This window comes from Acetobacter malorum, from assembly GCF_002153605.1.
Lineage (GTDB): Bacteria > Pseudomonadota > Alphaproteobacteria > Acetobacterales > Acetobacteraceae > Acetobacter > Acetobacter malorum_A.
Window position 1 is genome coordinate 109,022 of the sequence record NZ_JOPG01000026.1, and the last position, 13,143, is coordinate 122,164.

Here is a 13,143-nt window from a genome sequence, read left to right on the forward strand (position 1 = left end):
TGGCATAGGGTTACGAAATTTTTCTGGACGGCTCTTGTTCTATCCGAGGCCACAATGACCAACACCGAATAATTGGTATCAATTCTTTCTTACCAATCACTGGACTATGCGCGACATCCTCACCGCCCACCCTGCCCCCTAAACAGGCATGAGGCACTTTTTGCCACATGCCTTTTTCTCCAGCCGTTTCACTTCTGACCTGGCAGATCAGTCAGGCTTTCTCTTTCGCAACCGTCGGCGTATTATCGCCACGTCGGCGCTTTGGGGCCAGCATAACGCTTTCAATTTTCTCAAGCGCGATACCTTTGGTTTCCGGCACATACCGTTCCACAAACCACCATGAAAAAAGAGTAAAGAGCGCGAAAAGCCACATTGGCAGCGCACCGTGAAAAAGCGAATCAAGCCTCTCGTTCTGTGCAATCATCGGGAAAAGCTGGCTGACGATGAAGTTCATCACCCAGTTGGCCGATACTGCAATACTCATGCCCACGCCGCGGATCCGGTTTGGAAAAATTTCAGCAATCAGAACCCATGTGAGCGGCCCCCAGGACAGACCAAATAGCAGCATGTAGACCAGCATGCCCGCCAGAGCGGAATACCCCTGCGTCTGGGTATAAAGTGCCCAGGACGTTGCCAGAAGGCCAATAATCATGCCGATTGAGCCGAACCGAAACAGCGGCAACCGTCCTTTGTGGTCAATAACCCAACTGCCCAGCACCGCACCCGATACGGATGCCACCCCGATCCATATGGTCTGGAACAAGGCATTCTGCACACTGCCACTCACCGAACCCAATACCAGCGGTGCATAGTACATCATGCTGTTCACGCCCGTTAGCTGCTGCAACATGGCAACCGCTGCGCCTACAAAGATAATCCACCGCGCCCCCTTTGAGGCAACAGCCCGGCCCAGCTCAGACGTCTCGATCTTATGCTCCAGTGAGTCCTTGATTTCTGTCAGGACAGATCGCGCATGGTTTTCGTTGGAAATACGGGTCAGGGTCCGCATCGCATCATCATCCCGTCCGCGCAGGACGTGCCAGCGTGGAGATTCCGGCATGAAGAAAATTGCGATGCAGAATACAACGCAGGGTATAACTTCGGAGCCCAGCATCCAACGCCAGCCCACATTTGTGAGCCATGTCTCGGTAGCACTCCGAGCGATCAGATAATTGACAATGAAGACGGCCAGCTGGCCGCCGACGATGGCAAAGGATTCCATATAAAGCGCTCTCCCACGCATGTCTTTTGGCGAAACTTCCGACATATACATAGGAGAAACTGAAGAAGCCACACCCACCGCAACCCCGCCAATAAAGCGATAGATCACGAACCATGCAAAACCAGTTGCCAGCGCCGCCCCAACGGCTGATGCCGTAAACAGCACAGCGGAGACCGCCAATGTCGGGCGGCGGCCAAAGCGATCTGCCAGCCAGCCCGAAACCGCAGCACCCAGAATACAACCAAGCAGCACGTTGGAAACAGCCCAGCCAATTTCTGCTGGTGAGAGGTGGAAATAGGACTGCAACGACCCAACCGCCCCCGAAATAACGGCGGTATCATAACCAAACAGAATGCCACCAAGTGCTGCGATCGCACATATCCGCAGCACGTAGCCTACATCATGCTTGTCCGATTGGACAAACATAATATCCTTTATGGATCTTTTCATTTTTCACTACTCCAGCAGCTCTTTGTTCTTGTTGTTCTGTTTCAGCAGAGTGACGCGGAAATAACTCCTGCGCCTTTTAGTGAACGCAACTGTAGAATATGCTACGCGATGCCGGTTTTTTTCCGGAAATCACACCGACGGTCTGTATTATGAGGACTGTGTTTCACCCACCACACGCCATCCCTGAACAATTTCATAAGAATGCGTGTGAATTTCGATAATGGTGCCAAACGGGTCACGACAGTACACCATCCGGTAAATTCCTGACGGGGGACGGTCATCCCATATCTCTGAAATCTGGCTCCCTCCGGTTTCGACAATCTTGCTGATCAGCCCTTCTATGTCCGGGTCCGTTACGCATATGTGGAACGGGCCGGGCTGATCAAACCGGATATCGGTCGTGTGGGGCAACGCAGCTGGCAAGACTGGCTGAAACAGCTCAATGCCTACTCCCCCACCCGTGGAAAGATGCGCGATACGCACATGCTTGCAGCGCTCACCCAGCGCATCCTGAAACTGAGCTACTCCCGGCGGGCTGGTGACCAGATCAAATGGTCCGCTGAACAGCCGGTAGCCCAGAACTTCCCCATACCATGCAATGGCACGGTCAATATCCGGCACACTGATACCGATATGATTTAGCGGCCGGGGACAGGTGGTGGCTGTCATGATTTCTGCCCTTGCATGAGTAAGGCCATAGGGTTCCGGGTCATGAAGCAGCCTGCGCCATGACGCCAATCAGATCGCTTTCCAATGGTTGCTCGACCGGGGGCAGACTGACCATCTGGTCCTGCTGTATCCCCTCCCGCGCAGCAAGGGGTGGCAGAGATTGTGGTTTCCCCGTGCGCAGAGCTTCTTCTACTGCAACCAGAACCCGCACATCCCGCACCCCGTCCTCGCCATCGGGCTCGGGATCCCGATCATTCAGGATACATTCAGAAAAATAGAAGGTTTCTCCACCAAAATGCTCAACAGGACCATAACTCTGCCGGTCCTTCTTCCCGTCAATCAGCGTGGTGTACGTAATGGCGACGGATGGGCCGAAAGTATAGCAAGGGTCAACCTTGACGCTGCCCTTGCTGCCAAACAGCGTAAGACCTTCAACCGTAGCGCAGGCATAGCTGACCATGAAATCTGCAATCTGGCCATCAGCAAACCGCAGCACGACTGAAACCGTATCATCAAAATTGAAGTCCCGACCCGGCGTGCGTGTGCCAACAGCCGTGACTTCCACGGGTTCAGCCCCAAAGAGATGACGCACCGCGTTAATAGGATAATTACCAAGGTCCGGCACCGGACCGGACCAGTATCCGCCACGGGCACGATGGTTTGATTGCGGCACATCCTGCCCAAATACTGAGCTGAAACCGAGCAGAGTTCCGAAATCCCCATTACGGCAACGTGTTACCAGCTCCACTGTTGAAGGTTCACAATGCAGACGGTAGGCGATCATAAGTTTGCCGCCGCCGTTACGCTGGGCCTGCAAAATGGCTTCACAATCTTCCAGGCTGGTTGCCATGGGTTTTTCAAGCAGAAGATGCAACCCGGCCTCCAGCACTGGCACGGCATATTGCCTGTGCAGCCCGTTCGGCGTTGCCAGATAAACGGCATCAATCTCCCCCGATGTCAGAAGCTCGGGCAGATCATCATAATGCCAGACGCGGACACCGTAGCGGGCTTCAAGGGCTTCGGCCTTTTTCATATCACCGGTCACCAGAGCCGCCAGAGTGGAATTGGCAGCGCGCGCGATACCGGGGATAAAGGACTGCTGGGAGATTTGCCCGCAGCCGATCACGGCATAGCGAATTTTTTTGTCATAGACAGGCTGGTTCATGGTCGTTCCTCCATGAAGTCATGGGATGGATGGCGTTATGCCTTTTCGTGCTGCCGGGATTTCGCCTGATGCTGCACCTTGTCCGTCGGCACGTCCCGCCAGGCTGCAGATTTGCTTGAAGCATGAATGGCTTCCACCAGTATCTGGATGCGCAGTCCCGCCCGGAAATTGAACGGTTCCGGCTGATGGCCGGCCAGTGCTTCCAGATACCGGGCAACTTCTATCGCCTTGAGGTCATTGAAACCCAGCTGATGGCCCGGTGCTACGCAGAACAGACCATAGGGTGCATGCTCTGGGCCCGCCTCAATACGGCGGAATCCTTTGCGCCCCCGCGCATCGGCACTAGAGAAGAAGTGCAGTTCATTGAATCGCTGCTGGGTAAAGGCCAGTGCGCCTTTCGTGCCGTATATCTCGAAGTCATGCTGCATGGTGCGGCCAGTCGCAATCCAGTTTCCTTCAACCGATCCCGTCGCTCCGTTCTCAAAGCGCAGGAGTGCGCGGCCAATATCATCCACCTCCACGGCACGCGTGCCGCCTTTGCCGTCAGGCCGCGTCTTGATAACCGTCACGCAGTCCCCCATTACCTGCGTAATCGCGCCTGCGGCTGGCCCCATAAGAAATTCAGCTGTTGCAAGGGCGTGACTACCAATATCAGCAAGAGCCCCTCCTCCCGCCGGGTCAAGACGGAACGTAAAGGGGGACGATGCGTCCGCCATATAATCTTCCGCATGCAGGCCGCGATATCCCCGGATTTCACCCAGTTCACCTGCGGCAATCATGTCTCGTGCCAGTGCGAGCATGGGGTTGCACAGGTAGTTAAAGCCGACCTGTGTTTTTACGCCCTTTGCCTCTGCCGCTTCGGCCATTTCACGGGCATCTGCTGCAAGTGGCGCGAGAGGTTTTTCACAATAGACGTGCTTGCCCGCGGCAATCGCTGCCAACGCCATTTCCTTATGAAACGCATTAGGAGCGGTGATGTTGACCACGTCGATTTCAGGATCGTTGACAAGCGTGCGCCAGTCACTGGTAGAGCGGGCAAATCCCAGAGCATCTGCCGCCTTCGCAGCGGCTTCATCGGAAATATCAGCCAGACACGTCAGTTCCGGCTGAAACGGAAGATCAAACACACGGGACGCGGTTGAATAGCCAAAGGCGTGAGTGCGGCCCATAAAGCCACTGCCAATCAGGCCAATGCGCAGTTTACGTTTGCTCATTTCACAAACTCCCTGTTCACAATAAGAGCGGGATCAAGCGCCCCTGTAAAAAAATCCAGAACATTTTTGACAGAATAGACAGCCATGCGTTCAGCCGCCTGCGTGGTCAGCCCCGCAATATGGGGAGTCAGGATAACCTGCTCCATCTCCAGCAACGGGTTATGGGTGGAAGGAGGTTCGGGGTCGAACACATCCAGCCCGGCGGCAGCAATGCGGCCGGTAGACAAGGCTTCCGCCAGGGCAACCTCATCCACCACACCGCCGCGCGCGGTGTTGACAAGAATGGCTCCCGGCCGGACGCGCTGGAGTTCTGCCGCCCCTAAAAGCGGATGGTCCCCCTTGGGCACGTTGACGGAAATGATATCCGCCCATTCAAGCCCGTCCTGCAGCGTTTCAACGTTGCCCACCATACCGGGCGGCCATTTCCCCTGAGCGGCAAGATACGGGTCATAGGCCCGGATCTCCATGTCAAATCCGGCTGCCATGGTGGCGAGATGACGTCCCGTGCGGCCATAGCCGAGTATCAGAAGCCGCCTGCCCCCCACCTCCCCTGCCATAAGCTTGTTGCGCCATTCCCACTGCCCATCACGCACCGCCTGATCTGCACGGACAAGGTACTTGGCGCAGGCCAGAATGAGCGTCATCGCATGTTCAGCAACGGAGACAGAATTGACGTCGCCCGCAATACAGAGGGTAATACCCCGGACATCGAGCGCGGGCAGATCAACGGCGTCATACCCAACACCGTGCCGGGAAACGATTTTCAGCTTCGACGCCCTTGCCACTGTTGCGGCAGAAAGAGGCTGGGTTCGCAGGACCAGCGCGTCGGCATTCGCGATGAAGGGAGCGTAACTGTCTTCCGATATGTCCTCGATATAATCATAAGTTATACCCGAAGTACGATCGAGCAGAGCCAGACCGGCTGAATGGAGGTGCCCCGCAACAAGGATATGTGGCATCAGTACACGCCTCCCTCGACAACTCGCACGCTCTCGCGGCTAAGCAGCTTGCGAAACTGCGCGACACTGGCTCCTGCGGCAGCAGCAAGCAGCCGGGAATCCCCTGACACGGTCGTCATGTTGAATCCCCAGCCTATGGCTCGAGCCGCATATTCGGGCGTCCCGCAATGCAAGGCTGCGCGAATGCCACTGTCCTGACAGGCAGCAAGGATTTCATGCAGACTTTCAATAATCTCCGGCTCCTCACGGTCAAAACCGGGAGGTAGCCGTCCGGCAGCCAGACTGAACGTCAGATCTGCAGGGCCAACATAAATGCCATCAAGGCCCGGTGTTGCAGCAATTTCGGCAAGATTATCCATGCCTTGCTGCGTCTCGATCATGGCAAAGGCAAGAATTTCGTCATTTGCTCCGCCGGCATAGTTACTGCCCGCAGCAAACGAGACCCGCGTGGGACCAAAGCTACGTTGCCCATGAGGAGGATAGCGCATGTAACTTACAAATTCGGCGGCCTGTTCTGCCGTGTTGACCATCGGGCAAATGACACCATACGCGCCAGCATCAAGCATTTTCATGATAATGCCGGGTTCCCTCCACGGCACACGGACCATAGGCACCACACCGGATGCACGCATGGCTTGCATCATGGGCAGGGCATTGGAGTAATCCAGCGCACCGTGTTGCACGTCTATGGTGACTGAGTCGTAGCCTTGCGCGGCCATGATTTCAGCCGTGAAAGGATTGCCAATGGAACACCAGCCATTCAGCGTGGGTTTTCCCTCGGCCCAGAGTTGTTTGAGACGGTTGGGGATCATGTCAGAACACCACCTGTGCCAGTTTTACATCCAGATAATCCAGAATGCCTTCGCTCCCCCCTTCCCGGCCCATGCCAGAGAAATTGGTGCCTCCAAAAGGAGCCTCCGCTGCGGCAAGCGCTGTGGAATTGATCCCAACCATCCCCGCCTTCAGTTCTGCAATCGTGCGGCGCGCTCGCGTGGGCGAGCGGGTAAAGGCGTAGGCGGCTAGCCCCATATCCGAGGCATTCGCTCGGGTCAGCACTTCGTCATCACTTGCAAAACGGGTGATGGCGGCAATAGGACCGAAATTTTCTTCCGCCATCACGCGCATATCATCTGTCACATCGGTCAGGACCGTTGGTTCATAGAAATAGCCACTATTGAACCCTAATGACCGCTGACCGCCGGTGCGCACCTGCGCGCCACCGGCAACTGCATCAGCAACAATGGCCTCTATTTCCGCAAGCCTGTGTGCATTGATGAGCGGCCCCATGCCCACATTTTCATCCAGACCGTCACCGAGCCTGAGGGCTTTGGCACGCCCGACGAGTCCGTCGACAAACGCTTCATACAGGCGGTCATGGATAAAAAAGCGGTCAGGCGCCACGCAAACCTGCCCCGTATTGCCAAACTTTGCCTGCGCTGCCGTCGTGACGGCCAGCTCCAGATCCGCATCATCGTAAACAATCAGCGGTGCGTTGCCGCCCAACTCCATGGACACTTTTTTCATGGTGTCGGCGGCATCACGAATCATCTGCTGGCCGATGCGCGTGGACCCGGTCAAGGAGACCTTCCGCACAGCTTTTGTCGCCATGATGGGCCGGTAAGTCGCGTCGGTTGATCCCACCACCAGATTAATAGCACCCGGCGGCAAATTTCCGGCCCGGCAACAGTCAAACATGACCATGGCAGTGCCCGGCGTCTGGGACGATGGACGCGCGATGACGGAACAGCCCGCAGCCAGTGCGGGCGCCATCTTGCGGGCCAGCAGAGATGCGGGAAAATTCCACGCTGTAAACGCAGCAACCACGCCAACTGGCTCATGGCTCACATCAAACCGGCCACCCGGCACGCGGCTTTCTATAATGCGGCCATAAATACGGCGAGCTTCTTCAGCATACCATCGGAACTGGTCAATACTCAGCCCCCATTCACGACGCGACTGTGCCAGTGGCTTGCCTGTTTCACTTGAAATCATCCGCGCAGCTTCTTCCGTGCGTTTGACCATTTCATTGGCAATGGCATGCAGGGCATCTGCACGCACCTGGGCAGGGGTGGCAGACCATCGCGCCAGTCCTGCCTGTGCAGCTTCTATGGCTGCCTGCGTATCCTCAACACCTGCACTTGGCACGTCTCCAAGAGAGCTTTCCGAAACGGGGCTGATGACCGGCTCGGTGGCTTCCTTAGCCGCCTTGCGCCATGCACCATCAATAAACAATCCGAAATTCGTGTACATTATTCGGTCCCTGTTATTATTATGACACGACATGCGGCGATTGACCTGATCACCGCTACGGTAAAAGAAGACAGGTCTTTTGCGTTCCCTGTCGTAGTAAAACCGTATTATTTGTTGGTAGCCCTTCTGCCTGAGGCCCAGCAGTCAACTCCATAACAGCAGAAGTGTTTTTTTCACGAACTAGTAAAAAACAGTCTGGTGGCGGTTCATTATCCCAACACAGGGAAATGACGGGCAGACAACACAGTGAACCAACCTCTGCGTTGCGGCGTTCACCACGGGCAGACCATCAGTCTATCCAGATGTGCGAGACGTCCCTGCGATCACCCGACTGGATCACCAAGCTCCTCTCTTCCTCTTTTACATTGCAACTAATGTTGCTCATTTATTTTATTGTCAACATATATTGCGTTTGGATATGGTGACTGTCACCCGTCAAGGGAGGAAACAAAAATGACACAGGCGACAATACGCCTCACTACGGCTCAGGCCATTGTTCAGTGGCTGGTCAATCAGTTTACGGAAATTGAAGGTCAACGCGTTCCACTTTTTCCCGGAGTCTTTGGCATTTTCGGGCACGGGAACGTCAGTTGTCTCTCAGAAGCACTCGAAGCCGTGCAGGACAGGCTGCCCACATGGCGCGGGCAGAATGAGCAGTCCATGGCACTGGCAGCAACGGGTTTTGCCAAAGCCCAACGGCGGCGGCAGATCATGATTGCTGCATCATCCATCGGACCGGGCGCGCTGAATATGGTGACAGCCGCTGGCACAGCCCATGCGAATCGCCTGCCTTTATTTTTGCTGGCGGGAGATACTTTTGCTTCCCGCTTGCCCGACCCGGTTCTGCAACAGGTCGAACATTTTAATAACCCCTCAATAACCGTTAATGATGCGTTCAGATCCGTAACCCGTTACTGGGACCGGATTATGCATCCGGCGCAAATCCTGCCCTCTCTGCCGCAAGCCACCGCTACAATGCTTGATCCAGCTGATTCCGGACCGGCATTTATTTCCCTGCCGCAGGATATTCAGGAAATCGCCTTTGATTATCCTATCGCTTTCTTTGAAGAAAAAATATGGAGCATTCCCCGTCCGCGACCGGACCGGCACAAGCTCGCGCAGGCCGTGGAACTGTTAAAAACTGCTAAAAAACCACTTCTGATCGCAGGCGGTGGGGTGCGGTATTCCCTGGCAGAAGATGCTGTCGCGGCGTTTGCGATAAAACATGGCATCCCGATTGTAGAAACAATTGCAGGCAAAGGCAGCCTTACCCATCATCACGAAGCCCATGCTGGCCCGATTGGCATTATCGGCTCCACGTCAGCCAATGCATTGGCGGGAGAAGCGGATGTGATTGTTGCAATTGGCACCCGGTTGCAGGATTTTACGACCGGGTCATGGACGGTCTTCAGCCAGACAGCGCGGTTCATTTCCATCAACACAGCACGGTTTGATGCGGTCAAGCACCGCGCGGTTGCGGTTGTAGGCGATGCCCTGGAAACAGTAACCGAATTTGATGCGCTTCTGGGAAACTGGAAGGCCGACTCACAGCATATGCAGCATGCCCAGCATCTGTTTGGAGAATGGGACAAGCTGCTAACACAATTGCAGACCCCGACCAACGCCCCCATACCCACCTATGCACAGGTTGTGCATGCAGTGAATGATGTTGCGAGTGAAAACGACACCATCATTACCGCTGCGGGCGGTCTGCCCGGCGAAGTGTGTAAAGGCTGGCGGGTCAAAGCCCCCAATACCTTCGACCTTGAATTTGGCTTTTCATGCATGGGATATGAAATAGCCGCAGGCTGGGGTCATGCCATGGCCAGCAAGGGGCCGGGAGGAACTGGCGGCACGCCCATCGTCATGATTGGCGACGGCACTTACATGATGATGAATTCTGACATCTATTCCTCCGTACTAACAGGCCACAAAATGATTATCGTGGTCTGTGACAACGGGGGTTTTGCAGTCATCAACCGCCTTCAGCAAGCCAAGGGCGTTCCCGGTTTCAACAACCTGCTTGTCGACTGCCGGGTGCAGCAGCCAACCAATCCTCTCCATGTCGATTTTGTCAAACATGCTGAATCCATGGGCGCACTCGCGCGCAAGTGCGACAGCCTGACCGAACTGACATCTGCCCTTGAATGGGCAAAAACTACCGACCGTACAACTGTTTTAACCATTACTACAGATGCCCATGCCTGGGCACCCGGTGATGCAGACTGGGATGTAGGCGTTCCGGAAGTCTCCTCCCGCGCATCCGTGCAGGCGGCAAGAAAACAACAAGAAGAAATCCGCGCAAAACAGCGTGTGGGAGTATAATGATCATGAAAGCAAAACTGGGCATCGCACCGATTGCATGGTGGAATGACGATCTTGCAGAGCTCTCCGATGATGTCAGCCTTGAGGAATGTCTGCGTCAGGCCAGTGAGGCAGGCTTTACCGGTATGGAAACCGGACGGCGTTTCCCGATGGACATGAACGAATTGGGGCCAATCTTGAAACGCTACGGCATCTCAGTCTGTGGAGGATGGTTTTCCGGGCTGCTACTGGATGGAGATATGGAAGCGGAGAAAGACCGCATCCGTGCTCAGATGGATTTTTTCATTGCCGCAGGCGCGCCCTGTATCGTGTATGGCGAAACTGCACGCTCTATTCAGGGGATTCGTTCAGCCCCTCTCGCAACCAAGCCGCGCCTTTCGGAAGAAGACATTCGAACCTATGGCCGCAAGATGACAACATTTGCCGAATGGTGCGCCGATGAGGGCATGCCCCTCGCCTATCACCATCACATGGCAGCCCCGATTGAGACCGAAGCCGAGCTTGACCTCCTGATGAGACATTCAGGCAAAGCGCTGCATCTGCTGTTTGATACGGGACATCTCTATTTTGCGGGCGGCAACCTGCTCCGTGTTATTGATAACCATCACGCTCGCATCAGCCACGTTCATACCAAAGATGTGCGCAAACCCGTGATCGATCGCCTTGACCGCGAAAAAGAGAGTTTCCTTGATGCCGTCGTAAAGGGAGCCTTTACCGTACCGGGAGATGGTTCGATCGATTTCCTGCCTATTTTTGAACGGCTTTCATCCTATGATTACGAAGGCTGGTTTGTTGTTGAAGCCGAACAGGACCCGACTCTTAACCCGCCCCTGGAAATGGCCCGCAAGGGACATGCTGCCCTTATGCAGCTTATGGAGCAGGCGGAATACAGCGTCGCATCATGAACCGGATGGAGAATAAAATCTGCGTGGTCACGGGGGCCACGCAGGGTCTTGGGGCGGCCATTGCGCGTCGCCTTGCTGCTGCTGGCGCCGCGGGAATCACCATTACCGGACGGAGTGAGGCACGCGGAGCAGCACTTGCGCGGGATATTACGGAGCGTTCGGGCTTATCTGTTCTGTTTATTCGCGCCGATCTGGAATCCGTCGTTGAATGTCGGGCTGTTATTGCTCAGACCCACCAGCATTTTGGCCATGTGGATGTACTGGTAAATGCTGGGGCACTCACGCAGCGGGGCACCATACTGGATACAGACCCCGAGCTGTTTGACCGCATATTCGCAACCAATGTGCGCGGTCCCTATTTCCTTATGCAGGAAGCAATTCGGCATATGATCCGTGACGGGATTGAAGGGGCGATCTGCAATATCGGTTCAATCTCGGCACTTTCGGGACAACCCTTCATTAGCGCTTACTGTGCATCAAAGGGCGCATTGGCTACCCTGACAGCCAATACGGCGTTTTCCGTAGTGGCCAACAGGATCCGTGTGAACCAGCTTAATATCGGGTGGATGGCGTCGGACAAGGAACAAGAAATTCAGATAGCGGAAACGAATGATCCGGACTGGATGGAAAAAGCCGCCGCCCACCTTCCGTTTGGCCGACTAGTGTCACCAGAAGAGGTGGCGCGAGCCGTGAACTTCCTCGTTTCCGGTGACGCCGGGCTCATGACCGGTGCGATTGTCAATTTTGATCAGTCCGTGTGGGGCGCTGCCGCCCGCGGCATGCCAACACCTGAAGGACCAATGCACTGGCCCGCCAGTTCTTAAGGCTGAATTCTTCCAGTCTGCGTGTATCCTCTCGTTATTTCTGTGTAGCGACAGGTATCCGTGGTTCGTGTGGGTCGTTTTGTAGTCGCGATGCCAAGGCCACAACCAATGCCTGAGTTAGACACATGGGAGCTGCGAGTGAACGTGAAAACGTATATTCATGCTCTGGCACACAAAACAGTACCTTTGCGCTACGCGTCAGCGGAGAAAGGGTGTTGTCGCTGATCGCTACCACCGGAACATCCCGTGCTGCTGTTTCCTCAATAATATTGGCAACTTCGCTAGCATAGAAGCGGAAGGACACTGCGAACAGCAGATCAGTGGTGCGAATGACTCGGGCCATATGGGTTGCAAGGCCGCCCGCGCTATCCAGCAGTACTGTACGCTTCCCCAACATTGTCAGCGTATAACGCAGAAGCTCGACCACAGGAGCAGAACGTAACTGGCCTATCAGGTAGATCGTATCGGCCTGTTCCATAAGGTCGACAGCCTGTGCCACCTGCTCTGGACTAATATTTACCAACAATTCCTGCAAAGACGAGATATCGCGCCCGATCAGGTCCTGCAGGAACCCCATCTCGGTGCGATCTTCGCGGGTATCAAGCTCGTCTTCCAGCGCTCTGACACGAGCGTTGAATCCTACTGCCGCTGTAGAAAGACGATGCCTGAATATGGCCTGCAAATCCTTGTATCCTTTATAGCCCAGGGACTGGGCAAAACGGACACAACCAGATGCATGCACGCCGCATTTTTCTGCCGCGACATAGACCGAATCAACAGCAACATCATTCGGATTCTGCGTTATATATAAAGCGATTTTCTGATAAGAATTACTCAGATCAGCGTAGCGATCATGGATAACGCGGATCAACTCCTCATACGTGTCCGGAGAGGAGGATGAAGCCGCTACCTGCTTTTTTTGCGATATCTTCATTATACTCGTACCATACCCCTTGGCATCACTTTTCGCGATATGGATAAAGGGAAGAGCTGCGCGGACCGTATTTTTGTAGCCCCTGCACTATGCGACGCTCTCTTTATGCTACCTTGGGATAAGAGAGTATTCCCAGCGCACGATAGCACGACACCCCGCTACATTTCTGCATCGGGTTATAATTTGCTTTATTTTTTTAGGATATTGGTTGCGGGGGCAGGATTTG

General features: G+C 54.9%; 11 protein-coding genes. 3 read left to right on the forward strand and 8 right to left on the reverse strand.

From position 1 onward, the window contains the following. Positions 1-211 precede the first annotated feature (211 nt). The 7 genes from HK23_RS11380 to HK23_RS11410 form a co-directional block, all read right to left on the reverse strand. Entirely contained in the window at positions 212-1,672 is a 1,461-nt protein-coding gene (locus HK23_RS11380) for a sugar porter family MFS transporter (RefSeq protein WP_256940168.1), read from the reverse strand. Between the two features lie 147 nt (positions 1,673-1,819). After that, positions 1,820-2,341, reverse strand: a complete 522-nt coding sequence (locus tag HK23_RS11385; RefSeq protein WP_086654047.1) for a VOC family protein — start codon at positions 2,339-2,341, stop codon at positions 1,820-1,822. Positions 2,342-2,381: 40 nt separating this feature from the next. Continuing rightward, positions 2,382-3,506, reverse strand: coding sequence for a Gfo/Idh/MocA family protein (locus HK23_RS11390; RefSeq protein ID WP_086654048.1), 1,125 nt, complete (start codon positions 3,504-3,506; stop codon positions 2,382-2,384). A gap of 35 nt (positions 3,507-3,541) precedes the next feature. Continuing rightward, positions 3,542-4,720, reverse strand: coding sequence for a Gfo/Idh/MocA family protein (locus tag HK23_RS11395; RefSeq protein WP_086654049.1), 1,179 nt, complete (start codon positions 4,718-4,720; stop codon positions 3,542-3,544). Then, positions 4,717-5,679, reverse strand: a complete 963-nt coding sequence (locus tag HK23_RS11400; protein WP_086654050.1) for a hydroxyacid dehydrogenase — start codon at positions 5,677-5,679, stop codon at positions 4,717-4,719. Before HK23_RS11400 ends, HK23_RS11395 begins: the two co-directional genes overlap by 4 nt. Beyond that, positions 5,679-6,491, reverse strand: coding sequence for an HpcH/HpaI aldolase family protein (locus HK23_RS11405; protein WP_086654051.1), 813 nt, complete (start codon positions 6,489-6,491; stop codon positions 5,679-5,681). The genes HK23_RS11400 and HK23_RS11405 overlap by 1 nt, the downstream gene beginning before the upstream one ends. Before the next feature lies 1 nt (position 6,492). Next, positions 6,493-7,929 (reverse strand): NAD-dependent succinate-semialdehyde dehydrogenase, encoded by a 1,437-nt coding sequence (locus HK23_RS11410; RefSeq protein WP_086654052.1) that lies wholly within the window; start codon positions 7,927-7,929, stop codon positions 6,493-6,495. A gap of 453 nt (positions 7,930-8,382) precedes the next feature. Here HK23_RS11410 and iolD point away from each other — a divergent pair, with 453 nt between their 5' ends. The 3 genes from iolD to HK23_RS11425 are packed head-to-tail and all read left to right on the forward strand — an operon-like array spanning position 8,383 to position 11,983. After that, entirely contained in the window at positions 8,383-10,254 is a 1,872-nt protein-coding gene (gene iolD, locus HK23_RS11415; protein WP_086654053.1) for a 3D-(3,5/4)-trihydroxycyclohexane-1,2-dione acylhydrolase (decyclizing), read from the forward strand. Between the two features lie 5 nt (positions 10,255-10,259). Then, positions 10,260-11,159, forward strand: coding sequence for a myo-inosose-2 dehydratase (gene iolE, locus HK23_RS11420; protein WP_086654069.1), 900 nt, complete (start codon positions 10,260-10,262; stop codon positions 11,157-11,159). Continuing rightward, positions 11,156-11,983 carry an SDR family oxidoreductase gene (locus HK23_RS11425; RefSeq protein WP_086654054.1) on the forward strand — a complete coding sequence of 276 codons (828 nt, stop codon included), beginning with the start codon at positions 11,156-11,158 and terminating at the stop codon, positions 11,981-11,983. The genes iolE and HK23_RS11425 overlap by 4 nt, the downstream gene beginning before the upstream one ends. A 34-nt stretch (positions 11,984-12,017) precedes the next feature. Here HK23_RS11425 and HK23_RS11430 read toward each other — a convergent pair whose 3' ends face one another. Then, on the reverse strand, positions 12,018-12,917 hold the full coding sequence (locus HK23_RS11430) for a MurR/RpiR family transcriptional regulator (protein ID WP_086654055.1): 900 nt from the start codon (positions 12,915-12,917) through the stop codon (positions 12,018-12,020). Positions 12,918-13,143: the final 226 nt, after the last annotated feature.

What these genes read in the sequence shown, in the direction of transcription:
- HK23_RS11380 (WP_256940168.1), bottom strand. Translation starts at nt 1,672, where the DNA reads ATGAAAAGATCCATAAAGGATATTATGTTTGTCCAATCGGACAAGCAT.
- HK23_RS11385 (WP_086654047.1), bottom strand. Translation starts at nt 2,341, where the DNA reads ATGACAGCCACCACCTGTCCCCGGCCGCTAAATCATATCGGTATCAGT.
- HK23_RS11390 (WP_086654048.1), bottom strand. Translation starts at nt 3,506, where the DNA reads ATGAACCAGCCTGTCTATGACAAAAAAATTCGCTATGCCGTGATCGGC.
- HK23_RS11395 (WP_086654049.1), bottom strand. Translation starts at nt 4,720, where the DNA reads ATGAGCAAACGTAAACTGCGCATTGGCCTGATTGGCAGTGGCTTTATG.
- HK23_RS11400 (WP_086654050.1), bottom strand. Translation starts at nt 5,679, where the DNA reads ATGCCACATATCCTTGTTGCGGGGCACCTCCATTCAGCCGGTCTGGCT.
- HK23_RS11405 (WP_086654051.1), bottom strand. Translation starts at nt 6,491, where the DNA reads ATGATCCCCAACCGTCTCAAACAACTCTGGGCCGAGGGAAAACCCACG.
- HK23_RS11410 (WP_086654052.1), bottom strand. Translation starts at nt 7,929, where the DNA reads ATGTACACGAATTTCGGATTGTTTATTGATGGTGCATGGCGCAAGGCG.
- iolD (WP_086654053.1), top strand. Translation starts at nt 8,383, where the DNA reads ATGACACAGGCGACAATACGCCTCACTACGGCTCAGGCCATTGTTCAG.
- iolE (WP_086654069.1), top strand. Translation starts at nt 10,260, where the DNA reads ATGAAAGCAAAACTGGGCATCGCACCGATTGCATGGTGGAATGACGAT.
- HK23_RS11425 (WP_086654054.1), top strand. Translation starts at nt 11,156, where the DNA reads ATGAACCGGATGGAGAATAAAATCTGCGTGGTCACGGGGGCCACGCAG.
- HK23_RS11430 (WP_086654055.1), bottom strand. Translation starts at nt 12,917, where the DNA reads ATGAAGATATCGCAAAAAAAGCAGGTAGCGGCTTCATCCTCCTCTCCG.